Below are 24,520 nucleotides of genomic sequence, written 5' to 3' on the forward strand. Positions count from 1 at the left end.
GTCGGCAGTGTAGCCCGAGCGGCGGGCGGTTGCAGCGGCGCCGGTGCTGGACGACCATGCACAGATGGCGGACAAACACCTGCTGATCGTCTACCACTCCCAGTCGGGCAGCACCGAGCGTATGGCCGAGGCCGTGATCCGCGGTGCCCGGCACGAGGACATCGACGGCGTCACCGTGCGCGTGCTCGGCGCGCTCGACGCCGGCGCCGACGACGTGCTCTGGAGCGATGCGCTGATCCTCGGCACGCCGGAGAATTTCGGCTACATGAGCGGCGGGCTGAAAGTCTTCCTCGACCGGGTCTACTATCCCTGCCTCGAGAAGGTCGAGGGCAAGCCGTACGCGCTGTTCGTGCGTGCCGGCAACGACGGCACCGGCGCCGTTAGCAGCGTGCAGCGCATCGTCGCCGGACTGGCGCTGAAGGAGATCCAGCCCCCGCTGGTCATCGCCGGGGAATTCGACGAGGCGCGCCTGACCGAATGCGAGGAGCTGGGTATGACCGTCGCCGCCGGGCTGGAAGCCGGCGTATTCTGACTGGCTTCCCGTCCGCTCAGGTCGCGGTCGCTGCAACGCGCTCCGCGTCGGCCAGGCCCGCCACGACGTCGGTCAGCGGCGTCGGCTCACCGATGTGATAGCCCTGGGCGTAGTCGACGCCGAGTTCGCGCACCTTGCGCCGGATGGGATCGCTGGTGACGTACTCCGCCACCGTGGCGAGTCCCATCACCCGGGCCACCTGGGTGATGGCGGCGATCATCGCCTCCGAGACCCGGTTGGCGGTGACGTCACGGACGAAACTGCCGTCGATCTTCAGCGTATCCACGTCGAAGTCCTTCAGGTAGGCGAAGGAGCTGAGACCCGCGCCGAAATCGTCCAGCGAGAAGCGGCAGCCGAGTTCGCGCATGGTGGCGATGAATGCAGCGGCGCGATCCATGTTGGCCACTGCCGCCGTCTCCGTGATCTCGAAGCAGAGCGCGGCCGGGGGCACGCCGCTCGCCTCGACCCGCTCGCGGACGTAGCCGAGGAACTCGTCGTCGCCCAGCGACTGGCCGGACAGATTGATGGCGAAGACGTGGCCCGCGTCGACGGGCGCACCGGCGACCTGCTCCAGGGCGCGGCCGACCACCCAGCGGTCGAGCCGCGGCATGAGCTGGTAGCGCTCGGCCGCGGAGAGAAACTGTTCGGGTGCGAGCCACTCGCCACCCTCGCCGCGCATGCGCAGCAAGACCTCGTGGTAAGCGGAACCGTTGCCGTTCAGGGGCGCGATGGGCTGGGCCAGGAGCTCGAACTCGTCCCGGTCGAGCGCGTTCTGCAGGTGCGCCACGATGCGGATGTCGTCCGCCCGACGGATGATGCTGCGGTCGTCCTGGTCGTAGATCTCGACCCGGTCGCGGCCGTGTTCCTTGGCCGCCGTGCAGGCCACCTTCGGTGCCACCAGGGCCGCGGCGGCGCCGCCCGAGTCCTGGCGCCACGCCGCCACCCCGGCACTGACCGTGATGGTGACGACCTTGTCGCCGCGCAGGTAGGAGAGCCGGCGGGCACGACGGCGCACCTCTTCGGCGAAGGCGGCCGCCCGCTCGACGTCGCAGTGGTGCAGCAGGACGCCGAAGTTGTCGCCCGACAGACGGGTCGCGACACCGTCATGGGGGACGGCCTTCTGCAGCTCTGCGGCGAAGCGGCGCAGGATATCGTCGCCGGCATCGTGGCCGAAACTGTCGTTGACCAGCTGGAGCTTGTCCAGGTCGAAGATTACCAGCGCGTGGCTGTCGTCCTCCGCGGCCAGTTCCCGGTAGCTCTCGCGCAAGTGAGCCTCGAAACCGACCCGGTTGACGAGTCCGGTGAGCCCGTCGTAATAGCTCTCCATCACCCGTTCGGCGCGTCTCGCGATCAGGCTCGCGAAACGCCGCTCGCGCTCGCCGAAGCTGCTGCCGTCGGTACGTCCGGCCAGCGCGAAGACGCCGCTCACGCGACCGCCGCGCTCGCGCACCGGGCAGAGCAGCAACTGGTAACCGTCATTATCACCGTCACCGGCCTGACGCACGCCGTCGGGCACCGTCGCGATGTCCAGCACGCTGGGGGTGCGGCGGCGGCTGAGGCGGGGCAGAAAGCGCCGCACGATCACCTCGTCCAGCGCCCGCCGGTCGGCGCCTTTCCAGCTGCGATGGGTGGCGCCGATGCGGATTTGCTTCGACGGCAGGATCAGTACGCTGTAGCCCACGTCAAGGTGGCGTCCGCACGCGCGCACGAGGCCGGCGAGCTGCGCCTGGCCGTGCGGCGCCTCCTCCAGCTGTTGCTCCAGATCGTAGAGCAGGTCCAGTTCGGCGTGGGCGCCGGCGACGTCCGGCTGGCTTCCGGAAGCGCGGTCGGCGAACAGCCCGGCGAGCAGAGGCAGGGCCCGGGAGACGACAGCCACCGGCCCGAAGTCTCCGGCGCCGCCCCCGGACCAGCGGCAGGCGAGCACGCCGGCGCGTCGGCCGGCGGTATCGTCCAGCGGGAATGCGTGCAGGGCGTCGCCGCCGGCCAGCGTCAGCTTGCGGGGCTCTGCAGGCGTCGAGGCCGCATAGAACAACTCGGGGGGCAGGGACAGGAGAGCGCCGGTCACGTCCCGGTCCGGTCCGCCGGCACTGCTCCAGACGAACTGGCCGTCATCACCGTAGAAGTCGATGCGGCACGCCTCCGGCAGCAGGGCCGACAGCGCGTCCCCGACCGCGCGGAAATCGACGCCGGCAGAGATTGTCCCCGTTGCTTCCATTCGCGTTCCGTGCGTACGGCGGCCTGCCGGCAACCGCCGGCGATAGTCCGCCCCGAGCCTGAATGCTGCGGAATCAGGGGTGCGCTGTCTGTGATCCCCGTCGCAGCGCTGCCCGGGCGGTCAGAGCCGTCGGCCGGGCGATCGCGAGGCGCCACTGCCGGCGCGGGCACACCCCCGCGGCCGGGGTTTCACGGCAGGCCGGCCAGCCACTCGTCGTCGGAGCCCTCGGTGATGTCCTCGAACAGGAAGGTGCTGAGATAGCGCTCGCCGGTGTCGGGCAACATCGCGAGCAGCACCGAGCCCTCCGGCGCGGATTCCGCCGCCTTCAGGGCCGCCGCCAGCGTGGCGCCACCGGAAACGCCGGTGAAGATGCCCTCGTTTGTCGCCAGCGCCCGCGAGGTCTTCGCGGCGGTATCGTCGTCGATCGGGATAAGATCGTCGTAGATCTCCCGGTTCAGAACGTCGGGCAGGAAATCCGGTGTCCAGCCCTGGATCTTGTGCGGATGCCACTCCTTGCCGGCCAGCAGCTGGGCAGCCTCGGGCTCGGTGGCCACGATACGCAGATCCGGGCGCGCGGCCTTCAGCACCTCGCCGGCGCCGGTCATCGTGCCGCCGGTGCCATAGCCGGTCACCCAGTAGTCGAGCCGGCGGCCGGCGAAGTCGCGGAGGATCTCAGGGCCGGTGGTGCTGCGGTGGAAGGCCGGATTGGCCGGGTTCTGGAACTGGCGGGCCAGGAACCAGCCCCGCTCCTCGGCCAGTTCCTCGGCGCGGCGCACCATGCCGGTGCCTTTCTCCGACGCCGGCGTGAGGATGACCTTCGCCCCCAGCGCGCGCATGATCTTGCGCCGCTCCACAGAGAAGCTCTCGGCCATGGTGGCGACGAAGGGATAACCCCTTGCGGCGCAGACCATCGCCAGCGCGATGCCCGTATTGCCCGAGGTGGCTTCCACCACGGTCTGGCCGGGCTCCAGCACGCCGCGCTGCTCGGCGTCGATGATGATGGCGTAGGCCAGCCGGTCCTTCACCGAAGCCATGGGGTTGAAGGATTCCACTTTCGCGTACAGCGTCACGTGGTCGGGGCCCGTGCGGTGCAGCCGCACGACCGGCGTGTCGCCGATGGTGTCGAGTATGCTGTCGTAGATCATCGTCGCATCCGGTTGCGAATAAGGTCCGAGACTATAACGGCCCGGAGCAAGTCACCAAAAATAATGAAATTTTCTTCGCTTATGCCCGGTCGTTATATAGAGTACGGGAAACGGAAACGGACCGAGCCATGAAACTGCAGCAGCTGAGATACCTGCTGGCCATCGTCGACAACGGCCTGAACATCACCGCGGCGTCGGAGCGGCTGCACACCTCCCAGCCCGGCGTCAGCAAGCAGATCCGCCAGCTCGAGGAGGAGCTGGGGCTCGTGCTGTTCGTGCGCAAGGGCAAGAGTCTCGCCGGTCTTACCGCCGGCGGCCAGGAAGTGGTGGTCCGCGCGCGCAGCATCATGCAGGAGGTGGAGAACATACGCACGGTGGCGGCGAACGCCCACCGGGAGACCGAGGGCACACTGGCCATCGGCACTACCCACACCCAGGCACGCTACGTCCTGCCGGAGGTGATCCGGCGTTTCCGGGAGCGTTACCCGAACGTGAGTCTCGAGCTGCACCAGGGCACCTCCGAGCAGATCGCCGACATGGTGCAGGCCCGCAACATCGACTTCGCCATCGCCAGCGGAGGCGAGGATCTGTTCTCGGATCTCGTCTGCCTGCCCTGCTATCGCTGGGACCGCACGATACTCGCCCCCCGGGACCACGAGCTGGCACGGCGGGCCGGCAAGCCGGGCATCCGCGATCTCGCCCGTTATCCGCTGGTCACCTACGTCTTCAGTTTCAGCGGCGAATCATCCCTGAAGCGGGCCTTCGCCGCAGAAGGGCTGGAACCCGATGTGGTCTTCACCGCCCGCGACGCGGACGTGATCAAGACCTACGTGCGCATGGGTATGGGTGTCGGGATAGTCGCCGCCATGGCCCACGATTGCGCCGACCGGGCGGACCTGGTCGCCATCGACGCGGCCGGCCTGTTCCCGCGCAGCACCACCTGGATCGGCTTCCGCCGCGACACCGTGCTGAAGCGCTACATGCGGGAGTTCATGCTGTTGTTCGCCCCGCACCTGACCGGAGGTCTGGTGGACCGCTGCCTCGCCGCGCCGGACCAGGACGCCGTGAACGCGCTGTTCGAGCAGATCGAGCTGCCGCTGCGGGGCGGCTGCGCGGACGGCTATTCCGCGGCCGCCTGAATGACCCGGTGACGCGTCAGTAGATACGAAAGCCGCCGTGACGGCGGCGGCTGCGGTGGTCGATCCACCACATGCCCGCCACGAAACCGAGCGCCAGGGAGACGACGGCGGCACCCAGAACCATCGGCCAGGGCAGGCTGAACTGGTACAGGGACATGCTGCGGCGAAAACCCTCGTTCTCGTCGCGAAGCTCGCCCAGGGTGGCCCTGGCGGTTGCCAGCTCCTCTGCCTGGGCGGCCGTCGTGCCCTCCAGCTCCGCGATGCGCCCGGCAGAGCCGGAGAAGGCCTCACGGGTGTCGGCGAGTTCCTGTTTGACGCGCTCGAGTTCCGCCCGGGTCTGATCGACGATGAGTCGCGCCGGCTTGTCGTCCACCAAAAAGCCCGCCTTCACCCACCCTTCGGTCCCGTCGGGCAGCCGCACCTGGGCATACAGCGGGCCGCGGGTCAGCACGGTCAGCTCCTGGCCGCTCTCGAGGGTGCGGAACGCACGGTCGCTGGTGTCCTCTGCCCGGTGCAGGCCCAGGCGCAGGTTATCGGTCACGTAGGCCGTCTGCGCCCACGACGGCGGCGCCAGCGCCAGCAGCGCGAGCAGCGCCGCCACCCGACCGTACCGCCGCGGCCAGCGGCCCTGTGCGTGACATAATCCCATGCGGCGGCAGTCTACTACGGCGTCTCGTCCGAAAGTGAGAACTGGTTCAGCCATTCGAGCAGCGCATCCTGCAGCTCGTCGCCTGGCCCCCGGTGCACGTCGCCGGCATTGTGCAGCACCACCGCCGCATAGCGGGCGCCGTCCCCGGCCTGCAGGTACCCTGCCAGCGTGCTGACGTGGTCGAGCGATCCGGTCTTCAGGCGCGCCCGGCCGGCGATGGAGCCCCCGCGCCGGCGGCCGTAGGTACCGTCCATGCCGGAGATGGCCATCGAGGCGGCGAACTCCGGCATCCAGGGGCTGGCCCAGGCGGCGCTCAGCAGCTCGCCCATGTGGCGGGCCGTGATCCGCGCCTCGCGGGAACGGCCGGCGCCGTTCTCCAGCACGAGCTCCGGAAAGCGGAAGCCGCGCCCGTCCAGCCATTCTGCAACCGCGCGGCGTCCCTTCTCCTCCGTGCCCGGCGGCCCGTAACGCTCGGCACCCAGCGTAAAGAGGAGCTGGCGGGTCATGACGTTGTTGCTGTACTTGTTAATGGCGCGGATCACCTCGCCCAGCGGCAGAGAGGTCATGGTGAAGAACCGCTCGGCGCCGGCCGGCGTCTCCGCCACCACCAGGCCACCGCCGAACTCGCCACCGAACTCGCCGCCCATCTCCCGCCACAGGGCCGTGAACAGCCCGAACACGAAGTCCTCGTGCCCGAGCACGCTGCGGGCCAGCGAGTAGCGGCCGCAGGCGGCAGGAAATTCGCCGGAGAAGGTCACCGCACGCTCGTCCCGGCGGGCTCGCACGGCGATGCCCCGCTGATACCCGCGGCAACGGCCCGCCGCAGGTTGCAGGCGGTTGTCCACACGCAGGTTGGCCAGCGGCGGCTCCATGTCCACCAGCACGCCTTCGGCGGCCGGCTCGAACCAGAAACGCACGACGTTGAAGTTCACCAGCAGCGCATGGGGCGTGACGTTGTAGGCGCGCAGGGGCTGGTTGTCGAACGCACCGCGATCCTCCGGCGCGGGCTGGAAATAGCCCGTATCGACGATCAGGTCGCCCTCGATCCGCTGCAGGCCACGGCGGCGCAACTCCCGCAGCAGCAGCCAGAATCGCTCCTGGACCAGGTACGGGTCGCCACCGCCGCGCAGGATCAGGTCGCCATCGAGCACACCGTCTTCGAGACCGCCGTCCAGGTACACCTCCGTCTTCCAGGTATGCGCGGGCCCGAGTTCGTCGAGGGCGGCGAAGGTGGTGAGCAGCTTCAGCACGGAGGCCGGATTGCGCGGCGTATCCGCGTTGTGAGCGAGCACCTCGCGGCCGCTGTCGAGCGCCTGCACGTGGATGCTGAGGTCGTCCGGGTTCAGACCATGACCGTCGAGCACGGCCTGCACCCGGGGCGGCAGGGCCGCCGCTGCGGGCATCGCGAGAAGAGCGGTGACCAGGACGACAATCCGGACAGCAATCAGCATCGGTTAAACTCCGGCCTGGTTTCGCGAGCCGTTGCGGTCATTCCAGTCACCGTCGGAGAGGAGCAGCGCATGGCGCATTGTGTGGGCAAATCCGGACGACGTTCAAATGGCTTTGGCGCAATCGCGGCGCTGATCGCCTGCGCAGTCCTGCAACCGGCCGGCGCCACGGAACTGGACGTGCGCCACGGCGGTCCGCTCACCGGGCTGTTCGGCCTGCCCTCTCCCGGCGAGTCCGTTGCGCTGGCGCCGGGAGAATCCTGGCGACTGGACTTCCTCGTGCAGGGCTCCAGCCACTCCATCAGCGAAGCCGCCGCCGGCGAGGAACTGTTGCTGGACGGCGAGACCTGGCGCACCGCGCTGCGCCTGCGGGCCCGTTTCCGCGAGCGCTGGGAGTTCGGCGTGGAGGTGCCCTGGCTCCGCCACGGCGGCGGCAGCCTGGACAGCCTCATCGACGACTGGCATGCCCTGTTCGGGTTGCCGGACGGCATCCGCGACCAGGTGCCGCGGGACGAACTGCGTTACGCCTACCGGAACGGCGCCGGGGACGTGCTCGACCTGACAGCAAGCAGCGGCGGCCTGGGCGACATCCGCCTTAGCGCCGGTTACCGGCTCCGCCAGGACGCGACCGGCTCGCTGTCCCTGCGGGCCGCCGTGGAACTGCCCACCGGCGACGAGGACGAACTGACCGGCAACGGGGCCGCCGACTATTCCCTGGGTATCGCGTGGGAACGGGATACGGCGGACCGGTCCGGCCGCTGGAGCGCACATGTCATGGCCGGCGTCATCCGTTTCGGCGAGACGGACCTGCCGGCGATCGTTACCCGGGAATTCGGCGGCTGGGCGCAGGCGGGCGTCGGCTGGCGGCTGACGCCACGCATCGAGCTGCTCGGCCAGTTGCAGGCCGCGAGCTCGCCGATCGACAGCGGGCTGGACGCCTGGGGCGGCAGCCTCATGCTGGGGCTCGGTGCCGGCATCGACATCGGCCACCACTATCGGCTGCAGCTCGGCTTTACCGAGGACATCAACGTGGAGACCTCGCCGGACATCACATTCATGCTGCGCCTCGGCCGTCGCTGAAGGTTCACTCCAGGTCCTCTCCCATCTCGCGGCGCAACGCCCGCGTGGCCGTGCGGTGAATGATCCAGGTGACGGCCACGATGGCGAGCAGTCCCGCGCCGAAGAGCAGCTTGCCGGCGATGCCGGTCTCCACATCGCCGTCCACCAGCTGATCCACGTTCTTCGCGATGGAGCCGAGATACACGTACAGGGTGACGGCCGGGATCATCCCGATCCAGGTCGCGAAGAAATAGGGCACCAGCCGGATGCGGGTGAGTCCGTAAGCGTAGTTCAGCAGATTGAACGGCAGCAGCAGTGACAGGCGCGTGAGTATGACCACCACGAAGCCCCGGTGGGCGATGGCCTGGTCGAGGGCCGCGATGCGGCGGTCTCCCGCCACCTTCTGCTGCACCCATTCCCGCGCCACCGTACGGCCGACCAGATAGGAGAGCGTGCCGCCGAGGGCCGTGCCGAGCGAGACCAGGGGCACCCCGCCGGCGAGTCCGAAAAGATAACCGCCGCTCATGGTCAGCACCGACCCCGGCACCATCAGGGCGGTGCCCACGGTGAAACCGGCAACGAACAGGGCCCGACCCAGCGTCGGGTGCTCCGCGATCCAGACCGCGGCCGCATCCAGCCAGACGTCCAGCGGCAGCGTCCAGACCGCCACGATCATTGCCGTGAGGAAGAGCCCGCCGACGACGAGACGGCGCCGGGCGCCGGTTTTTCCGGCTCCGCTCACCGGGTCAGACGGTGTCCTGGCTGGCGCGTCCGACGCCCCCGCCTGCGTCTTCGGACAGCACCTCCCAGCCGCGCGCTTCGGCCGCCGCCTGCAGCTCCGGGTCCGGACGGACGGCCACCGGCGTGCCGACGCGCTCCAGCAGCGGCAGGTCCCAGCGGGAATCACCGTAGGCCGCAACGGCTGAGACCGCCACACCACGGCGGGCGCAGATCTCGTCCAGCAGCGCGCACTTGTCCGCGCCGAAGGGATGACGCGCCGGCGGCTGCCCGGTGATGCGTCCGCGTCTCTCCAGGCAAACGGAACCGATCGCCTCGTCGGCCCCGAGTCGGCGGGCGAGCTCGTCTGCGATGGGCTGGAGCGTGCCGGACAGCAGCACCACGCCGTCGCCCGCCGCGCGGTGGCGGCGGAGTCTGGCGACCGCGGGTGCGTGCAGGGCGGGCTCGACCTCGCTGGCGACGAAGGCCCGGGCCTCGCGCTCCAGCGTTGCCGCCTCCATGCCGCGGAGATACGCCTTGTTCTTCTTCGCCACGTGCCGGCCATAGCGAGCCAGCCAGCGCAGATTGAAAAACAGGAAGGCGAGCAGCCCCAGCGGGCCCAGCCTGCCCCGGCGCAGCAGCCACAGGAAGAAGCGCTTCTCCGTGCTGGGACCGGCCACCAGCGTGCCGTCGATGTCGAACACTGCCAGCTGCATCAGCGCCTTCCCTGTCGGTCGGACTCATGACCCGATCCAGGGATCAGGCTGTCGCGTTCCTCGTAGACGAATTCGGTGACGACGGGCAGGCCGCGCAGGATGCAGATCAGCACCGCCAGATAGACGAGGACCGCGCCGACCGTCTCGAGCACCCCCGACCACTCGGACCAGAGGGCCGGGACGAGTGTCGGCAGCGGCTGCAGCAGCAGCAGCCAGCAGAAGGCGGTGGCCTTCAGCACGGCATAGAAGCCACGCATGAAGCGCCCGCCCACCAGCCACTGCCCGAGCGGCGAGCGGATCATGCTGAACGGCGACTTGCCCTCGCTGGTCACCTGATTGGCGCGGATGGTATCCACCACCGTGCCGCGGATGACGAATACCAGCGGCACCCATACCGGCACCAGGTCCAGGTCCGCCAGCACGATCCACATGGTGAGCTCGACGATACGGTCGCCGGCGATGTCGAACATGGCGCCGAACAGGGAGGTCTCGTTCCTGCGCCGGGCCACCCAGCCGTCCAGGCCATCGGTGACGAACAGGAATATCAACAGCGGCACGTTCGCCAACTGCCACCACGGGTGCTCGGGCTGGTAGGCGATGGCGACCACCACAATGAGCAGCAGCAACCGGCTGAGTGTTATGAGATTGGCCACGGGCGGATTATACCTGAGCAATCACACCGCCCGGCGTGCCGGGAGGCTGCGCAGATCCTGCATCCGAAGCCCGTGCCACGGCGAAAACCGGTTCTGACAGCCAGCCGGCGCAGGAGCACCGGCAGAGGTCAGAACATGAGTATCACCCTGAACATCGCCACGAAACCGCACGGCACCCGTCCTGTCCGCGACCACGCCGGTGCCGGCGTGTGCCCGCACGGCCGGCGGATGGCTACGCTGGACCGGCAAAGATTGCTAAGCTTGCGCCCCGTGATCGCCGGTCCGGGAGTGCGGTTCCCGTGAGTGCCGGCGTGCAGCTACGCGCTGTCCGCGGCGGCAATGCCGCCGCGGATGCGGCACAGCGCTATCGCAACAACGAGCCGGCACGCCGAACCGGCAGGCAACCAGTTCGACAACCAGGACGGCAGGTGACGGGGCAAGCAAGCTTACTCGAGAGGATCGGCAGCGGCGACCAGGCCGCGGTGGCGCAGTGTGTGGAGCGCTACAGCGGGCTGGTGTGGTCGCTGGCCCGTCGTTTCATCGCCGTGGAGGCGGATGCCGAAGACGCCGTGCAGGAGATCTTCGTCGAGATCTGGAACACGGCCGGCCGTTTCGATCCATCCAAATCGGCGGAAGCCACGTACATCAGCATGATCGCCCGGCGGCGTCTCATCGACCGACTGCGCAAGCACCGGCGCGAACCGGACCGGGAGAATCTCGAAGACGTCGAGTACGCGCTGTCCGGCGACGGCCATCGGGCCCTGGAAGCCTCGGCCGAGACGGAGATAGTGGTCGAGGTCCTGAACAACATGAAGCCGGAACAGCAGCAGGTGATCCGCATGTCGACCTGGCTCGGCATGTCCCACTCGGCCATCGCCGCGGAGACCGGCATGCCACTCGGCACCGTGAAGAGTCTGCTGCGGCGGGGCCTGCTGCAGATCCGGGAGCAACTCGGTGAGACTGGCGCCGCCGACGGGGGGGCGTTGTCATGAACGCACGCAACGAAGAAATGCTGGACCTCCTGGTGGCCAGGGCCACCGAGGGGCTGTCTCCGGAAGAGGAGCGGGAGCTCGACCGGCTGCTCGCAGCCGCCGACAGCGAGACGGACCCGGAAGACATGGAGCTCGCGGCCGCCGCGGCGACAAATGCCTTCGCCGCCGGCGCCGGTTACGGCGAGGAGATGCCGGCAGGACTGAAGGAGCGTCTGCTGGCGGACGCCCGCGCCCGCGCGGGCGGCGATGCGCCGCGCACATCGGCCACAGTCACCGACATCGGCAGCCGGACGCGCAAGGGCGAAGACACGCAGAAGAGCGGCGGGAGCGGCAACAACGGTCTCGCCGGCAGCACATTCAATCGACTCGGCTGGGCGGCGGCGGCGATGCTGCTGGTGGCGTTGCTGGTCGTGAATCGTCCGCTGCCGGAAGAGCCGGGCGGCGCGATTCCGGTGGAGACCCGTGCCGAGCTGATCCGCGAGGAGCCGGGCACGATGGTGCTGCCCTGGAGTCCGCCGGACATCGACGACTATGCGGGCGTCAGCGGCGACGTGGTCTGGAACAACGAGAAGCAGGAAGGCTATCTGCGTCTCGCGGGCATGCCGGCCAACGACCCGGCGCGCTCCCAGTACCAGCTCTGGATCGTCGACCCCGAGCGGGACGAGCAGCCGGTGGACGGCGGCGTCTTCGACATCCCGGCCGGTACCGGCGAGGTGATCGTGCCGATCCGGGCAAAGCTCGGCGTTATCGATCCCCAGGCGTTCGCGATCACCCGCGAGCAGCCGGGCGGCGTGGTGGTTTCGGACGGCCCGCTGCTGGTCGTCGCCAGCGCCGGCTGAGCGCGCGCCGGCGACAAGCGGTCGATAGTCGGCCCGCCTAGGGCTGCGGCAGCGGTGGCTCCGCCACCTTCAACAGCTGCTTGCCCCGGTTGGCGCCGCGGAACAGCCGCTGGAGGGTCGCGGGGCAATCCTCGATCCCGCCTTCCTGGATATCCTCCTTCACGCGGATCTTCCCTTCGCCGAGCCAGCCGCCGAGCGCCTCGACCGCCTCCGGGAAGCGTTCCCGGTAGTTGAGGACGATGAAGCCTTCCATGCGCGAGGAGCGCACGACCAGCTGCATGTAGTTCTTCGGTCCCGGCGGCTGGTCGGTGCCGTAGCCGGTGGAGATGCCGCCGCAGAGCACGATGCGGGCGTGCTGCGCCAGGTTTGCCAGGACCGCATCCAGCATCGGCCCGCCTACGTTGTCGAAGAACACGTCGATGCCGTCGCTGCAGAGCTCCGCCAGCCGCGCGCCGACATCCTCGTTCTTGTAGTCGATGGCCGCATCGAAACCGAATTCGTCGGTGAGCCAGCCGCATTTCTCCTCGCCGCCGGCGATGCCGATGACCCGCGCTCCCTTGATCTTCGCGATCTGGCCCGCCACCGAGCCGGTGGCGCCGGCAGCGCCCGAGACCACCACCGTGTCGCCCGGCTGCGGCCGGCCGATATCCAGCAGTCCGAAATAGGCGGTGATGCCGGTGATGCCGAGTACGCCGAGGAACCAGGTGGGCGGCACCCCGGCCGGGATCTTCGTCAGCGGCAGCGGGCCTTCCGGGTCCGCCACCACGTAGTCCTGCCAGCTCAGCATGCCCTGCACGAGCTCACCCTCGCCGAAGTCCGCATGGCGGCTCGCCACCACCTGGGCGACCGCGCCGGCACGCATGGGCTCGCCGATCTGCACCGGCGGGACGTAACTCCGCACGTCGTTCAGCCAGCCTCGCTGGGCCGGATCGAAGGAGAACCAGAGCGTGCGCAGCAACACCTGGCCGTCGCCCGGCTCGGGCACGGGAGACTCCTTCAACTCGAAGTGTTCGTCGCCCACCATGCCCGTGGGACGCGTGGCGAGTACCAGTTGCCGATTGACGTCGTTCATGCTCTCTCCTGTTGCTCGTGTCGGCCGGATCCTACGAGCCGGACCATACCCAGCCGGGCCGCGCGCGCCGGGCATGTCATTGTACAGAGGTAGAGCGACGTGGCTCAGAGGAGGGCGGGCTCCGGTTCGCCGGGCGCGGTCCGGGCGTCGCCGGTGGTACGGTACGCCTCGCCCGTACCGTCGTCCTCGAGCAGCCGCGCGAGCTCGGCCGCCTTGCGGTGGAACAGGGACTCTTCGCGCTTCATGCGTATGGCGCGTTCGATGTGCGACAGCGCCCGCCCGTAGTCGCCGTCCGCCTCCGCCTGCCGCGCCAGCGCGTAGTAGTAATAGGGATTGCTCTTGCGGACCCGCTGGATCTCGTCGAGCCACTTCCCCGCCTCCTCGTCACGGCCCTGGCGGTGCAGCAGCACGGCGAGGTTATTGATGGCGGAAGTGTTGTCCGGCTCCAGGACGAGGGCGTAGCGCAGCATGTCCTCCGCGCTGCGGTCATCGCCGAGGCGCTGATACAGGAGACCCAGGTTCGACCAGGTGTCGCTCCAGCGGGATGCCTCGCGGATGGCCGCGCGGAAGTACACCCAGGCACCGGCATAGTCGCCGGCCGCCAGCCGCGTCGCGCCCTGGTTATTGTAGAACTGCCCTATCGCCTCGCCATCGGTCAGCATCCTGCGGCGGCCGCGGGGTTCCTCCGGGAACGGATAGAAATCCATAACGTAATCGCCCCACCCGCGCAGGCGGCCGTAGACGTTCACGTGACGCGCGGCGAACAGGATGTCGCCCTCCATGTCCCATTCGGGCACCACCTCCACCTGCTGGAAGCGGGCGTCGAGCCCGAGCTCGCGGGCCATGGCGACGAACAGGATGGAAAGGGAGAGACAGTTGCCCGCCCGAGTGCGGAATGTCTCGGCGGCGGTGCCGGTGCGCCGCGCATCGTAGTCGATGCCGAGCAGCCCGGGATGCAGCAGCAGGCGCGACAGGGAGCGGACCTTGTGGGTCCGGAACCAGCCATCGTCGATGTGGGTCTCGAGATAGCCGAGCATCTCGGGCGTGAGGTCGAGGATGTCCTCGGCGCTGGGCGGCGTTCGCACGGCAGCGACGCGACTGAGGTAGGGTTCGGGAACCGGTGCCAGGCGTGGCGCGGAGCGCTGGGCGGGAACGGCGGCACAGCCGGCTGCCAGCATGAACGCCAGACCCGCCGCCACGGCCGTGGTCTTCACCGTCGTGACAACCTTCACCCCCGTTGCCGTCATCGCTGCCCTCCGCGTCAGGCCGCTCCCCGCCGTTCGGGCCGGCGGATGCCCATGGCGCGCATGCGGTCGGTCAGCGTCGTCGGCCGCACACCGAGCAGTTCGGCGGCGCCACCGGGACCGGAGACTTTCCAGTCAGCATGCTCGAGAGCGGCGACGACATTCTCCCGCAGGCGCTCCTTCATCTGCGCTTCCGTCAGGAAAGCGCGCGGCGCCTCCCTGCGCAGCGGCGCGTCGCGCTTTCGCTCGCCGTATGCCTCTCCTTCAGGTAGAGACAGGTCCAGCCGCAGAACGTTCCCCGCCGAGAGTATCACGGCCCGCTCGATCACATTCTTGAGCTCGCGCACGTTACCGGGCCAGTCGTAGGCGCGGATGGCTTCGACGTGCGCGGTGCTCAGCGTCAGCGGCTTGCGGCCGAACTCGCGGCAGGCCTGCTCCAGGAAATGCTGGGCGATCTGCACGACGTCGTCGCCGCGCTTGCGCAGGGGCGGCACCTCGATCGGGAACACCCCGAGCCGGTAGAACAGATCCTCGCGGAAGCGGCCCTGCTCCACGTCCTGGCGCAGGTCCCGGTTGGTGGCCGCGATCACGCGCACGTCCACGGTACGGGTGACGTCGTCGCCCACCCGCTCGAACTCGCGTTCCTGCAATACCCGCAGCAGCTTGCCCTGCAGCTCGACGGGAATCTCCCCCACTTCATCGAGGAAGATGGTGCCGCCATCGGCGAGCTGGAATCGCCCGACCCGGTCGCGATGCGCACCGGTGAAGGCCCCCTTCACGTGGCCGAAGAATTCGCTCTCGAACAGTTCTTCCGGAATGGTGGCGCAGTTCACCTTCACGAGCGACGCGTCGGCCCTCGGGCTGCGCGCGTGGATGGCACGCGCCACGAGTTCCTTGCCCACGCCCGATTCGCCCTCGATGAGGACGTTCGCCGGTGTCCCGGCCACGGCCTCGAGCCGGCCCAGCATCGCCTTGAGCACCGGGCTCTCGCCGACGATGCGGCCATAGTTCATGGCCACATTCACCTCTTCGCGGAGGTAGTCGCGCTCGCGTTCCAGTTCCTCGCGCAGCCGGGCGTTCTCGGCCAGCGTCTCGCGCAGCGCCTGTTCGGCCCGGTTGCGCTCCGTGACGTCGGTGGAGGCCACCAGCAGCTGCACCACACGTCCCTTCGCGTCGCGTTCGGACACGCTGGACATGATCGTGTCGATCACCTGCCCGTCCCGGGTCACCATCTGCCGGTCGCGGCCGCTTACGTTGCCCTCGCTGATCACCCGCTGCAGCCGGCCGCCGCCGAGCTCGGAGCGGTAGGACTCCGACAGGAAATCGAGTATGGAACGCCCGAGCACGTCTTCGGCCCGGTATCCCATGGTCTTCAACCAGTGGTCGCTTACCTGGGTGATACGCCCCTCGGCATCCACGATGTGCAGCATGGCCGGCGTGGCCCGGTAGAGTTGACGGTACTTGCGCTCCACCTTCCCCGAATCGCCGAGTTCCTGATAGAACGCCACGGTGCGGATATAGCCGCTCTGCGGTTCCTGCTCGATGACGGCACTGGATACCAGGAAGACTTCCTCGCCGGAGACGGAGAGGAACTCCACCGGTTCGTCCACCGCCCGCCCGGTGCGTCTCAGCTTCGGCAATATCTCCCGCTCGATGCGCGCGGCGCAGCTGACCGTGGTGAAGTCCAGCGGCCGCCGGCCTACCAGGTCGCTGCGCTCGTAGCCGAGCCGCTCGCAGAAGCGGTCGGTCACGTCGATGAATTTGCCCTCTTCGTCGAGGAGAGCGCCCAGCACCGGCACGCGCCGCAACAACCGCCGATATCCCTGTGCTACGTCCATGACCGGAATATACGGAATTCCGTCAAATAGATCACGAATTTTCGTAAATCACGAAATTCCGTGCCTACCTGCTTCCGGGCTAACTGCTTGTCCAGCGGAGAAAAATTGAATTGGCACGGTCCGTGCAACGGAAGCCACGAATGCCGGACAGGCCCGAGCCTCCCGGCCGACAACGTGTTTCGAGGCGTCCCTTCCCGGCCGGTCATTCTCTCCCCCGCCGCCGGCAGCGGACGCCGACAAAAACCCCGGCGCGAAGCCGGGCTCTCAGGACCCGCTGCGGGTCCGTCGGCACCAGTTCCCCCGCCGGTGTCGACCATCAGGGGCCGGAGGGTGATCCGAGTCGGATGCCCCCCTGCTGAACGCCGGTTATGCCTCCGGCCCCTGTTTTCTTTTCTCCTCGTCTCCCTGGCCGCCCTGCGCCTCGGCGGCGCTGCGGCGCTGACCGGCCCGGCGCGAACGGCTCGCGGACGCCGTGTCGCTGATACGTTGCCGGATGCGGCGCAGCCAGCGCCGCGCCCACGCGAACTCGATACTGAGGATGGCCAGGCCCAGAGGGATGACGATGAACGCGGGCCCCGGCGTCACCAGCATCACCACGCCGGTGATTGCGACGGTGACGCCCACCACGAAGACCACGGTGCGCTTCGCGGCCTTGTAGGTGATTTTGGCGGCGTTCTTGATCATTCAGGACTCCCTGCCCGCCCGAGGCAAGCGCACATATTGTGCATCAATATGCGTCCGGATTATCGTTGCGCCCCATGCGAAGACTCATTCTGCTAATGGCCTGTCTCTGCCTCGGCGCTGTGCCCGGCCGCGCCGGCGTGCTCGAACTGAAGCAGGCGCTCGAGGGATCCGGCGCGGCGCCGCTGCTCGGCGAACGTGAGCCCGTGCGCTTTTTCCTGCGGCTCGTGGCCGCCTGCGGCGAGGACGAGAAGCTCGCCTCGCTGTCCGTATCCATCGCCGATACCCGACTTACGCCGGACCCCGCCAGTCTGGACGATGAAGACAGCATGGAGCTGACACTGGCCGTTTCGCCCCGCCAGCTACAGGGTATCAACCGGCGTCTGCTCTGTTCGGACACCGAGGCCGCGGAAGGTTCCCTGAAGCTGCTGCGGGGCGCGTTCAGCGGCACGGCATCGGCGCGCTGCAGTCACGCGGAACGCGGTTCGCGCCTGCTCTACGCGAGCACCGACGTGGACGTCTCCTACTGGTGCCCGGGCGCGGATCAGCCGCCGGAGGATCCCGCCGGCAGATGATCGGCGAGAAAGTCGAGGGTCAGCGCCCAGGCATCCTCGGCCGCTTCCCGATCGAAATTGTTACCCGTTGGGTTGGCGAAAGCGTGGCCGACGTCCGGATATATCTTCAGGGTCAGATCCTTCTCCAGCTCGTCCATCGCCGCGCGGAACGCCTGCACGGACTCGAGCCTGATGCCGGTGTCTTCCTCGGCGAACAGACCCAGCAGCGGTACCTCCAGCGGCGCGAGCTCCTCCTCGTCCAGGATGACCTGACCGTAATAGATCACCGCCGCATCCAGGCGCTGCGGGAACAGCAACGCCGTGCGCAGTGACCAGTGGCCGCCCAGGCACCAGCCGATGGCAGCCACGCCGGGAGCGCCCACTTCCTGCAGGAAGGCATAGGCCTGGCGCAGATTCTCCTCCGCCTGCTCCTGGTTCTCGAGCAACTCCATCATGAGCGTGCGGGCATCCGACGGCGTGGCGGCCGTCCGGCCGCCGTACAGGTCGACGGCGAGCACCATGTAGCCTGCCGCGGCGAGACGATCGGCCATGGCCCGGATGTTGTCGTTCAGTCCCCACCACTCGTGGATCATGATGACCGCCGGCAGAGGCTCCACCATGTCCCCGGGGGCGGCGAAGTAGCCGCGCACCAGGCTGCCGTCGACGTCGGCGTAGGGCAGCTCCTCGCTTACCACGCCGCCGGCTGCCGCGCCCGCGGCACCGCTCGGCACCGCCTCGTCATCCGCATGCTCCCGGGACATGGCATCGACGTTCTCGCGGCTCATGGAAGCGGCCGGTTTGTCACCGGACGGCGGAGAGACTCCCCCCGCGCCACCATTGCCGCCATTGCTGCCCTCGCCACCGCAGGCGGCAGACATCAGGGCGAGTGCTGCGACGATGAACCAGGAGGCGGGCAGGAACCGGCGAACTGAGATAACCATGCCCGAAGTGTAAACAAAAACGGGCTGCCGCGGCTCGTTCCCGGCAATCGCCGGCAATTGTCGGCAATCGCCGCCGGAGCGTGTCGACGGGGCTTGTCGCCGGTGCTTGTTGCCGGTCGGGGGACCGGATGACACACTAGCGCCACCGCCGACCGCCCGGGAAAGAAGAACGTGGGGTATCTGCACGAAGCGCTCGTCTACCTGATCACGGCCGTCATCGCGGTGCCGGTGGCGAAGCGACTCGGTTTCGGCTCCGTGCTCGGCTATCTGCTGGGCGGGCTGGCGATCGGCCCCTGGGCGCTCGGTCTGATCTCCGAGGTCGACCATATCCTGCACTTCTCCGAACTCGGGGTCGTATTCCTCCTGTTCGTGATCGGCCTCGAACTGCAGCCCTCGCGGCTCTGGGTATTGCGCCGTATGGTGTTCGGGCTGGGTGCGGCCCAGGTGCTGGTGACGGGCGTCCTGATCGGCGGGCTGGCCTGGGCGGCGGGTATGCCCGCAGAGGCCGCCGTGGTCGCTGGCGGCGGCCTCGCCCTCTCATCGACGGCTTTCGTGCTGCAGCTGCTGGCCGAGAAGCAGCAGCTGACGAGCCGCTTCGGCCGCTCGGCGTTCTCCATCCTGCTGTTCCAGGACCTCGCGGTGATCCCGATCCTGGCCGTGGTCCCGCTGCTGGCCACCACCGCGCCGGACGGCGGCACCGGGGCGGGCCGCTGGCTGCTCGGTATCGCCGCCCTGCTGGCGCTGGTATTCGGCGGCCGCTACCTGCTGCGGCCGGTGCTGCGCTGGGTGGCCGGCACCGGCATCGAGGAGCTGTTCACGGCCGTGGCGCTGCTGGTGGTGATCGGCTCGGCCACCCTGATGGAGGTGGCGGACCTGTCCATGGGGCTGGGAGCCTTCGTGGCCGGCATGCTGCTGGCCGACTCCGAGTATCGGCACCAGCTCGAGGCTGACATCGAGCCGTTCAAGGGCCTGCTGCTCGGACTGTTCTTCATCGCCGTCGGCATGTCGGTGAATCTCGGACTCATCGCATCGCGGCCCGGGGACGTATTCGGCATCGTCGTCGCCCTCCTGCTGGTCAAGGCCACGGTCATCTACGCGCTCGCCCGACTGTTCGGCCTGGGCAATAACGAGTCCCGCTCCATGTCGCTGGTGCTGCCGCAGGGCGGCGAGTTCGCGTTCGTCATCTTCACGGCCGCCGTCGCGGCCGGCGTGCTCGACCGTGCGACCTCCGAGCTGCTGATTGTGGCCGTGATCCTGTCCATGGCGGTGACGCCGCTGCTCTACATCGCCAACGAGGCCTGGGGCCGGCGCACGGCGCCCCTGGCGCCGGAACCCGAATACGACCGGATGCCGGCCCAGCACAACGACATCCTCATCGCCGGCTTCGGCCGCGTGGGACAGATCATCGGCCGCATCCTGCGCTCGCGCGGCATCCCGTTCACCGCCCTGGAGAACAGCCCGGAACGGCTGGACGCGGTGAGGCGCTTCGGTAACGTCGTGCATTTCGGGGATGCCTCCCGGCCCGATCTGCTGAAAGCGGCAGGGATAGAGCACGCCCGCTTCTTCGTCCTGGCGCTCGGCGACGTGGACAAGTCCGTGAAGCTCGCTCGCTACGTCCGCCAGCATTATCCGAAAGTGACGATCCTGGCGCGCGCCAGAAACCGCCTGCACGCCTATGCGCTCATGGATCTCGGTGTGCAGGTGATCATCCGCGAGACGCTGCACTCGAGCCTGGTGATGAGCGAGCGCCTGCTGCACGACTACGGCATCGGCGAGAAGGAGGCGGCGCGCATCGTGGCGATGTTCGCCGAACACGACGAGGCCACGCTCCGCCGCCAGCAAGCCGTGGCCCATGACATGGACGAGCTGGTGCAGACCACCCGGGACGCCGCCCGGGAACTCGAGTCCCTGATCCGCGCCGACCGCCGCAAAGACTGATCGACAGTCAGTTCTGCGCGGCGCCAGCGAGATCGCGCCGGGTCTGCTCCAGCACCGGCCGCAACGGGTGGCCGGGCGGGGCCGCGGCCAGCGCCCGCTCGATGTATCGCAGCGCCTCCGGCGGCCTGCCGGCCCGGCCGAGGGCCTCTGCCAGATTGTTCAGGGCGACCAGGTCGTCGGGGTCGTCGTCGAGCAATGCCCGGTAGTGAGATGCCGCCTCCTCCGGTCGCCCCCCTGCCAGCGCGATATTGCCGAGGCCCAGCCGGGCGAGCCGATTGCCGGGCCAGCGCCCGAGCGCAGCGCGATAACCGGCCCGGGCCAGCGCGATGCCGCCCGTCGCCTCCACGGCGGCGAGGGCGCGCAGATAGCCGTCCGGGTCGTCGGCTGCCGGCAACTCGGCGCGGTCCAGCATCACCAGCCCCCAGTTCCCGCTGCGCGACCAGGTGCGCAGGAATACGCCGCGGCCGGTCACACGGCGCCGCTCGGTACCCGAACGGAGCACGTAGGCATCCCGCTCCGGGTCCATGCCCACGACGACGGCATAGTGCCAGCGCGGGAAGGCGCTGACGCCGAGGTTCTGCAACACCAGCACGGGCCGTCCCGCGGCGAGTTCGGCGGCGAGGGCCTCCTGGAACGGTGGCAGCCGGTAGGGCACGCGGCCGCGGCGCCGCGCGGTGGCGATCAGCTCCGCCTGCAGCGAACCCTGCCTGCCGGGCAGAAAGACCTCGTCCACCAGCGCCTCCGGCGCCACTGCCACGCCGGAGGCGGACAGCACGGTGGCCAGTGCAGCGGGACCGCACTGGTAGCGCTCCTGGGGGAAGAACGGCGTGTCCTCGAGTTCGAGCGGCGCCGACGTCATGTCGGCCACCGGCACGCCGGGTGCGGCGCACCCCCCGAGCGCCAGGACGCCCACGCAGACTGCAAGCCGCTGCAGCCGGCGCATCGGCGCCCGGCGCTTGGAGTGCCTCAGAGCGTCTGCCTCAGATGCGGCTGAAGACGTTAGTGACGCCCACGAGTTCCAGGATCAGCAGCACCACGAAGACGATGCCGATGACAGCGAGGAGATCGCCGCCGGCCGCCGCGTCGGCGATGCGACCGTCGAGCTCCGCCAGTTCCGCATCGGACAGGGCGGCGGCCCGCTCCGCGGCCAGGGCCGGATCGACGCCGAAGCGCTCCAGTTCGGCCGCCACGTCCTGGCGGGCCAGGAACGAGGACACGCGATCGAGACGCTCCATACGCTCCGCGACCGTGGCGGCCTGCTCGGTGGAGATCACCCCGGCCGAGGCGCTGACGGAGAAACCGGACGACAGCAGGGCGGCGGCGACGATGCCGGTGACAAAGCGACAGAAAACGGAACTGGTCATACTCTCTCTCCTGTGAGGGCGGACCAGCGCGGCCGCCCCTGGTTGCAGACGGCCCAAGGATAACACCGGAACGGCCCGGCTCAGTCCCGCTCCTCGTCCTCTTCGTCGTCCCAGGTGCGCAGCTTGTCCTTGTCCGCGGCCCGCCACTGCGCCTCGCTGCGCCGCATCATCTGGCGGATGTACGTCACCAGGTAGATCGCGCCGGCGCCCAGGAAGATCAGGACGAGAATCAGTTCGGTACTCATGGGCGGCATGCTAGCACTCGAGGAACCGTCGTACGGACCGTGCGTCCTGTGCCGGCCGTCCGCGACGGGTTAAGATCGGCGCCTGAGGCAACCGACGACCGGACCGCATCATGACCCTGCTCCGCGACACCTACCACGGACCGGAGGGCGGCTTCCGCCCCCGCCAGCGGCGCTTCGAGCTGAAGGATGCTCTGGCGCGGGACTGGCACGGCGGCAGCGCCTTCCGCACGGCCTGGTTCAACGCCATGTCGATGCTCTTCCCCCTCGGCGAGAAGTTCTTCATCGACAGCGTCCGGGCCTGGTCGGACCGCGTCGAGGACGACGATCTGCGTGCCGAGGTGCGGGCCTTCCAGGGTCAGGAATCCGTCCACCGCCGCGAGCACCAGCGCTATAACGAGGCGCTGTGCGAGGTGCGCGGCTACGACCTGGAGGCGTTCGAGGGCCCGGTCCGGCGCCGCATCGCCTGGGCGAAGGGCCACTTCAACGAGCGGCGCCTGCTGGCCGGCACGGTGGCCAACGAGCACCTGACCGCCATCATGGCCCACGACCTCCTCTCCCACGACGACGTGCTGACCGGTGCCGACCCGGAGATCGCCGAACTCTGGCGCTGGCACGCGGTGGAGGAGACGGAGCACAAGGCCGTCGCCTTCGACGTCCACGAACTGGTGGGCGGCACGGTGAAGGAACGCCGGCACGCGCTGGTCATGTCCAGCGTCTTCTTCCTGAAGGACACCTTCCGCAACGCGCGCATCATGCTGAAGCGCGACGGTCAGCTATGGCGCTGGCGCACCTGGTGGGACGGCTTCCAGTTCCTGTTCGGCCGGCCCGGCACGCTCCGGCGCATCGTGCCGGCCTGGTTTTCGTTCCTGCGCAGGGGCTTCCATCCCTGGCAGCACGACAACAGCGAGCTGGTGGCGCGCTACGAGCTGGCACACAAGGGCTGAGGCTCCGGCTTACGAGGGCCGATGCCCTCAGGCGACACCGAATTCGATCATGCTGTCGGCCATGTCTTTCACCATGGTCGGGAGCGAGCGCGGCTGCCAGCCGAGGACCTGCTTCGCGCGTTCGTTCGAGATGTCCATGCGCAGGCCGATCTCGGGGACCACCAGCCGCGTGGTCTTGTCGAACAGCGCGGCGAGACGCAGCACGAAGCCGGGCAGCCTGCGGGTGGGGATGCGATAGCCCAGCTCGCGCAGGTGCTCGTCCAGTATGTCGGCGATCTCGCCGAACCAGGCATGATCGATGGCCAGGATGAAGCGCTGGCCGGCGGCCTCCGGCACGTCCATGGCGCGCAGATGCGCATCCGCGACGTCACGCACGTCCACCGGCGCGTAGCCGATGGGCGGGCAGCCGGGGAGATCGCGGCGCATGAGCTTGCGTACGGCCTCGCCACTGGTGCCGTAGTCCTCGTCCAGGATGGGGCCGAGGACGAGGCCCGGGTTGAGCGCGACCAGCTCGAGCGCGTTGTCCTCCGGCAGCGATTCCATGAACTCCCAGGCAGCGCGCTCGGCCAGCGTCTTGGACTTCTCGTAGGCGCCGGCGGTCTTCTCGGGGATGCTCCAGCTGGATTCGTCGTAGACCTTGCTGCCGTCGCGCTCGTGGCCGTAAAGCACGGCGGCCACCGACGAGGTCATGACCACGCGCCGAACGCCCAGCTCGGACGAGAAACGCAGCACCCGCAACACGCCCTCGCGGGCCGGCACGATAAGGTCGTCCTCGTGTTTCGGCGGCGTGCGCGGCAGCGGCGAGGCCACGTGCAAAACCGCGTCGCAGCCAGCGATCGCCTCGCTCCAGCCCTCGTCGTCCATCAGGTTCGCGGTGAAGAACGAGAGCCGGTCGTCCGCGTCGACGTGCTTCGCGAAGGTGCCACGCAGCGCCGTCTCCCGGGACGGCGAGCGCAGCGTGCCGCGCACCCGGAAACCGGCCTGCAGCAGCTGCAGGATGCAGTGCATGGCGATGAAACCGGATGCGCCGGTCACCAGTATGGTTCTGTCGCTGTTCTCGGCGGTCATGACTCTCTCCCTGTGTTCGGCGGACGGACTATGGGCCGACCTTGATCTCGTCTATCAGTGTCCTGCGCACGCAGACCCCCTCCTCCAGCCAGTGCCAGGTACGCGAGCGGCGGTCGTCGTACTCGTTGATCACGATCAACTCGAACAACTCCGTGCCCGGATTCTCGTGACGGGTCCAGGTGAGCAGCACGATGTTCGGCGCCCCCTGCCAGGCGACGCCGGTGAGGATGTCGTTGTCGAAGTGGACCCTGCCGTCCCGGTAAGTGCCCGGCAATTCCGCGTACTTGGAGCGCCCGTCCGGCCATACCCAACGGTTCTTCTGGACGTAGTCCCAGGGGCCGTCCTTCGGGAAGCGCACCTCGACCGTGGAGTGGTGTCGTTCGACGATCCTGCCCCGGGCGTCGAGGTGGCGGTACTCCCCGTCCCAGAAACCCTGGTGGCGCAGGAAACCGGGCAGATTCTTTGCGATCGTCATGGCGGTGCCTCTCCAGGTCCGGACCCGGTTACCATACTGCACTCGTACGCTC

The 24,520-nt window shown here is 68.7% G+C and carries 25 protein-coding genes; 8 read left to right on the forward strand and 17 right to left on the reverse strand.

What is annotated here, in order from left to right:
* The first annotated feature begins 64 nt into the window (after positions 1 to 64).
* Positions 65 to 532, forward strand: coding sequence for a flavodoxin family protein (locus tag ACJMKX_RS03585; protein ID WP_405221138.1), 468 nt, complete (start codon positions 65 to 67; stop codon positions 530 to 532).
* 16 nt (positions 533 to 548) lie between these two features.
* On the opposite strand, the gene ACJMKX_RS03590 is transcribed toward ACJMKX_RS03585, so the two are convergent.
* Positions 549 to 2,747: a putative bifunctional diguanylate cyclase/phosphodiesterase gene (locus ACJMKX_RS03590; protein WP_405221141.1), complete on the reverse strand. Its 2,199-nt coding sequence runs from the start codon at positions 2,745 to 2,747 to the stop codon at positions 549 to 551.
* 188 nt (positions 2,748 to 2,935) lie between these two features.
* Positions 2,936 to 3,892, reverse strand: a complete 957-nt coding sequence (gene cysK, locus ACJMKX_RS03595; RefSeq protein WP_405221144.1) for a cysteine synthase A — start codon at positions 3,890 to 3,892, stop codon at positions 2,936 to 2,938.
* Between the two features lie 128 nt (positions 3,893 to 4,020).
* Between cysK and ACJMKX_RS03600 the strand changes: the two genes are divergently transcribed.
* The gene (locus ACJMKX_RS03600; RefSeq protein ID WP_405221147.1) at positions 4,021 to 5,031 is read left to right on the forward strand and encodes a LysR substrate-binding domain-containing protein; all 1,011 of its coding nucleotides are present in this window, start codon (positions 4,021 to 4,023) and stop codon (positions 5,029 to 5,031) included.
* Between the two features lie 16 nt (positions 5,032 to 5,047).
* Here ACJMKX_RS03600 and ACJMKX_RS03605 read toward each other — a convergent pair whose 3' ends face one another.
* Positions 5,048 to 5,632 (reverse strand): TIGR04211 family SH3 domain-containing protein, encoded by a 585-nt coding sequence (locus ACJMKX_RS03605; protein WP_405221150.1) that lies wholly within the window; start codon positions 5,630 to 5,632, stop codon positions 5,048 to 5,050.
* A 62-nt stretch (positions 5,633 to 5,694) separates the two neighbouring features.
* The gene (gene dacB / locus ACJMKX_RS03610) at positions 5,695 to 7,131 is read right to left on the reverse strand and encodes a D-alanyl-D-alanine carboxypeptidase/D-alanyl-D-alanine endopeptidase (protein WP_405221153.1); all 1,437 of its coding nucleotides are present in this window, start codon (positions 7,129 to 7,131) and stop codon (positions 5,695 to 5,697) included.
* A gap of 69 nt (positions 7,132 to 7,200) precedes the next feature.
* On the opposite strand from dacB, the gene ACJMKX_RS03615 reads away from it, so the two are divergent.
* Complete coding sequence (locus ACJMKX_RS03615) at positions 7,201 to 8,208, forward strand: DUF3187 family protein (protein WP_405221156.1); 1,008 nt, start codon at positions 7,201 to 7,203, stop codon at positions 8,206 to 8,208.
* A gap of 4 nt (positions 8,209 to 8,212) precedes the next feature.
* Here ACJMKX_RS03615 and ACJMKX_RS03620 read toward each other — a convergent pair whose 3' ends face one another.
* The 3 genes from ACJMKX_RS03620 to ACJMKX_RS03630 are packed head-to-tail and all read right to left on the reverse strand — an operon-like array spanning position 8,213 to position 10,273.
* A complete protein-coding gene (locus tag ACJMKX_RS03620; protein ID WP_405221160.1) occupies positions 8,213 to 8,929 on the reverse strand; it encodes a TVP38/TMEM64 family protein in 717 nt (238 codons plus the stop codon).
* Positions 8,930 to 8,933: 4 nt separating this feature from the next.
* Positions 8,934 to 9,620 carry an HAD family hydrolase gene (locus ACJMKX_RS03625; RefSeq protein WP_405221163.1) on the reverse strand — a complete coding sequence of 229 codons (687 nt, stop codon included), beginning with the start codon at positions 9,618 to 9,620 and terminating at the stop codon, positions 8,934 to 8,936.
* Positions 9,620 to 10,273 carry a CDP-alcohol phosphatidyltransferase family protein gene (locus tag ACJMKX_RS03630; protein ID WP_405221166.1) on the reverse strand — a complete coding sequence of 218 codons (654 nt, stop codon included), beginning with the start codon at positions 10,271 to 10,273 and terminating at the stop codon, positions 9,620 to 9,622. Before ACJMKX_RS03630 ends, ACJMKX_RS03625 begins: the two co-directional genes overlap by 1 nt.
* A gap of 428 nt (positions 10,274 to 10,701) precedes the next feature.
* On the opposite strand from ACJMKX_RS03630, the gene ACJMKX_RS03635 reads away from it, so the two are divergent.
* Together ACJMKX_RS03635 and ACJMKX_RS03640 are read left to right on the forward strand one after the other, a co-directional pair.
* Positions 10,702 to 11,265, forward strand: coding sequence for an RNA polymerase sigma factor (locus tag ACJMKX_RS03635; protein WP_405221169.1), 564 nt, complete (start codon positions 10,702 to 10,704; stop codon positions 11,263 to 11,265).
* Positions 11,262 to 12,104 (forward strand): anti-sigma factor domain-containing protein, encoded by an 843-nt coding sequence (locus ACJMKX_RS03640; protein ID WP_405221172.1) that lies wholly within the window; start codon positions 11,262 to 11,264, stop codon positions 12,102 to 12,104. The genes ACJMKX_RS03635 and ACJMKX_RS03640 overlap by 4 nt, the downstream gene beginning before the upstream one ends.
* Before the next feature lie 37 nt (positions 12,105 to 12,141).
* Here ACJMKX_RS03640 and ACJMKX_RS03645 read toward each other — a convergent pair whose 3' ends face one another.
* The 4 genes from ACJMKX_RS03645 to ACJMKX_RS03660 all read right to left on the reverse strand — a co-directional run bounded on the left by ACJMKX_RS03645 (position 12,142) and on the right by ACJMKX_RS03660 (position 16,942).
* Positions 12,142 to 13,176: an NADP-dependent oxidoreductase gene (locus tag ACJMKX_RS03645; protein ID WP_405221174.1), complete on the reverse strand. Its 1,035-nt coding sequence runs from the start codon at positions 13,174 to 13,176 to the stop codon at positions 12,142 to 12,144.
* A gap of 104 nt (positions 13,177 to 13,280) precedes the next feature.
* Positions 13,281 to 14,423: a tetratricopeptide repeat protein gene (locus ACJMKX_RS03650; RefSeq protein WP_405221177.1), complete on the reverse strand. Its 1,143-nt coding sequence runs from the start codon at positions 14,421 to 14,423 to the stop codon at positions 13,281 to 13,283.
* Between the two features lie 14 nt (positions 14,424 to 14,437).
* A complete protein-coding gene (locus ACJMKX_RS03655; protein ID WP_405221180.1) occupies positions 14,438 to 16,258 on the reverse strand; it encodes a sigma 54-interacting transcriptional regulator in 1,821 nt (606 codons plus the stop codon).
* A gap of 366 nt (positions 16,259 to 16,624) precedes the next feature.
* Positions 16,625 to 16,942 (reverse strand): PGPGW domain-containing protein, encoded by a 318-nt coding sequence (locus ACJMKX_RS03660; protein ID WP_405221183.1) that lies wholly within the window; start codon positions 16,940 to 16,942, stop codon positions 16,625 to 16,627.
* 74 nt (positions 16,943 to 17,016) lie between these two features.
* Here ACJMKX_RS03660 and ACJMKX_RS03665 point away from each other — a divergent pair, with 74 nt between their 5' ends.
* Positions 17,017 to 17,514, forward strand: coding sequence for a hypothetical protein (locus ACJMKX_RS03665; protein ID WP_405221186.1), 498 nt, complete (start codon positions 17,017 to 17,019; stop codon positions 17,512 to 17,514).
* On the opposite strand, the gene ACJMKX_RS03670 is transcribed toward ACJMKX_RS03665, so the two are convergent.
* A complete protein-coding gene (locus tag ACJMKX_RS03670) occupies positions 17,484 to 18,434 on the reverse strand; it encodes a dienelactone hydrolase family protein (protein ID WP_405221189.1) in 951 nt (316 codons plus the stop codon). The genes ACJMKX_RS03665 and ACJMKX_RS03670 overlap by 31 nt on opposite strands.
* 171 nt (positions 18,435 to 18,605) lie before the next feature.
* Here ACJMKX_RS03670 and ACJMKX_RS03675 point away from each other — a divergent pair, with 171 nt between their 5' ends.
* Positions 18,606 to 20,372, forward strand: coding sequence for a monovalent cation:proton antiporter-2 (CPA2) family protein (locus ACJMKX_RS03675; protein WP_405221191.1), 1,767 nt, complete (start codon positions 18,606 to 18,608; stop codon positions 20,370 to 20,372).
* Positions 20,373 to 20,379: 7 nt separating this feature from the next.
* On the opposite strand, the gene ACJMKX_RS03680 is transcribed toward ACJMKX_RS03675, so the two are convergent.
* The 3 genes from ACJMKX_RS03680 to ACJMKX_RS03690 form a co-directional block, all read right to left on the reverse strand.
* Positions 20,380 to 21,315: a PA2778 family cysteine peptidase gene (locus ACJMKX_RS03680; RefSeq protein ID WP_405221194.1), complete on the reverse strand. Its 936-nt coding sequence runs from the start codon at positions 21,313 to 21,315 to the stop codon at positions 20,380 to 20,382.
* Between the two features lie 37 nt (positions 21,316 to 21,352).
* Positions 21,353 to 21,736, reverse strand: coding sequence for a PA2779 family protein (locus tag ACJMKX_RS03685; protein ID WP_405221197.1), 384 nt, complete (start codon positions 21,734 to 21,736; stop codon positions 21,353 to 21,355).
* A gap of 80 nt (positions 21,737 to 21,816) precedes the next feature.
* On the reverse strand, positions 21,817 to 21,981 hold the full coding sequence (locus tag ACJMKX_RS03690) for a hypothetical protein (RefSeq protein WP_405221200.1): 165 nt from the start codon (positions 21,979 to 21,981) through the stop codon (positions 21,817 to 21,819).
* Positions 21,982 to 22,091: 110 nt separating this feature from the next.
* Between ACJMKX_RS03690 and ACJMKX_RS03695 the strand changes: the two genes are divergently transcribed.
* Positions 22,092 to 22,925, forward strand: a complete 834-nt coding sequence (locus ACJMKX_RS03695; protein ID WP_405221203.1) for a metal-dependent hydrolase — start codon at positions 22,092 to 22,094, stop codon at positions 22,923 to 22,925.
* Positions 22,926 to 22,952: 27 nt separating this feature from the next.
* Here ACJMKX_RS03695 and ACJMKX_RS03700 read toward each other — a convergent pair whose 3' ends face one another.
* Both ACJMKX_RS03700 and ACJMKX_RS03705 read right to left on the reverse strand, forming a co-directional pair.
* Positions 22,953 to 23,993: an SDR family oxidoreductase gene (locus ACJMKX_RS03700; protein WP_405221205.1), complete on the reverse strand. Its 1,041-nt coding sequence runs from the start codon at positions 23,991 to 23,993 to the stop codon at positions 22,953 to 22,955.
* 28 nt (positions 23,994 to 24,021) lie between these two features.
* Complete coding sequence (locus ACJMKX_RS03705) at positions 24,022 to 24,468, reverse strand: hypothetical protein (protein WP_405221208.1); 447 nt, start codon at positions 24,466 to 24,468, stop codon at positions 24,022 to 24,024.
* Positions 24,469 to 24,520 lie beyond the last annotated feature (52 nt).

The sequence above is a fragment of the Lentisalinibacter sediminis genome, assembly GCF_040706615.1.
GTDB classification, from domain to species: Bacteria; Pseudomonadota; Gammaproteobacteria; order Steroidobacterales; family Woeseiaceae; genus Lentisalinibacter; species Lentisalinibacter sediminis.

What these genes read in the sequence shown, in the direction of transcription:
- ACJMKX_RS03585 (WP_405221138.1), top strand. Translation starts at nt 65, where the DNA reads ATGGCGGACAAACACCTGCTGATCGTCTACCACTCCCAGTCGGGCAGC.
- ACJMKX_RS03590 (WP_405221141.1), bottom strand. Translation starts at nt 2,747, where the DNA reads ATGGAAGCAACGGGGACAATCTCTGCCGGCGTCGATTTCCGCGCGGTC.
- cysK (WP_405221144.1), bottom strand. Translation starts at nt 3,892, where the DNA reads ATGATCTACGACAGCATACTCGACACCATCGGCGACACGCCGGTCGTG.
- ACJMKX_RS03600 (WP_405221147.1), top strand. Translation starts at nt 4,021, where the DNA reads ATGAAACTGCAGCAGCTGAGATACCTGCTGGCCATCGTCGACAACGGC.
- dacB (WP_405221153.1), bottom strand. Translation starts at nt 7,131, where the DNA reads ATGCTGATTGCTGTCCGGATTGTCGTCCTGGTCACCGCTCTTCTCGCG.
- ACJMKX_RS03615 (WP_405221156.1), top strand. Translation starts at nt 7,201, where the DNA reads ATGGCGCATTGTGTGGGCAAATCCGGACGACGTTCAAATGGCTTTGGC.
- ACJMKX_RS03625 (WP_405221163.1), bottom strand. Translation starts at nt 9,620, where the DNA reads ATGCAGCTGGCAGTGTTCGACATCGACGGCACGCTGGTGGCCGGTCCC.
- ACJMKX_RS03640 (WP_405221172.1), top strand. Translation starts at nt 11,262, where the DNA reads ATGAACGCACGCAACGAAGAAATGCTGGACCTCCTGGTGGCCAGGGCC.
- ACJMKX_RS03645 (WP_405221174.1), bottom strand. Translation starts at nt 13,176, where the DNA reads ATGAACGACGTCAATCGGCAACTGGTACTCGCCACGCGTCCCACGGGC.
- ACJMKX_RS03650 (WP_405221177.1), bottom strand. Translation starts at nt 14,423, where the DNA reads ATGACGGCAACGGGGGTGAAGGTTGTCACGACGGTGAAGACCACGGCC.
- ACJMKX_RS03655 (WP_405221180.1), bottom strand. Translation starts at nt 16,258, where the DNA reads ATGGACGTAGCACAGGGATATCGGCGGTTGTTGCGGCGCGTGCCGGTG.
- ACJMKX_RS03660 (WP_405221183.1), bottom strand. Translation starts at nt 16,942, where the DNA reads ATGATCAAGAACGCCGCCAAAATCACCTACAAGGCCGCGAAGCGCACC.
- ACJMKX_RS03665 (WP_405221186.1), top strand. Translation starts at nt 17,017, where the DNA reads ATGCGAAGACTCATTCTGCTAATGGCCTGTCTCTGCCTCGGCGCTGTG.
- ACJMKX_RS03670 (WP_405221189.1), bottom strand. Translation starts at nt 18,434, where the DNA reads ATGGTTATCTCAGTTCGCCGGTTCCTGCCCGCCTCCTGGTTCATCGTC.
- ACJMKX_RS03680 (WP_405221194.1), bottom strand. Translation starts at nt 21,315, where the DNA reads ATGCGCCGGCTGCAGCGGCTTGCAGTCTGCGTGGGCGTCCTGGCGCTC.
- ACJMKX_RS03685 (WP_405221197.1), bottom strand. Translation starts at nt 21,736, where the DNA reads ATGACCAGTTCCGTTTTCTGTCGCTTTGTCACCGGCATCGTCGCCGCC.
- ACJMKX_RS03690 (WP_405221200.1), bottom strand. Translation starts at nt 21,981, where the DNA reads ATGAGTACCGAACTGATTCTCGTCCTGATCTTCCTGGGCGCCGGCGCG.
- ACJMKX_RS03695 (WP_405221203.1), top strand. Translation starts at nt 22,092, where the DNA reads ATGACCCTGCTCCGCGACACCTACCACGGACCGGAGGGCGGCTTCCGC.
- ACJMKX_RS03700 (WP_405221205.1), bottom strand. Translation starts at nt 23,993, where the DNA reads ATGACCGCCGAGAACAGCGACAGAACCATACTGGTGACCGGCGCATCC.
- ACJMKX_RS03705 (WP_405221208.1), bottom strand. Translation starts at nt 24,468, where the DNA reads ATGACGATCGCAAAGAATCTGCCCGGTTTCCTGCGCCACCAGGGTTTC.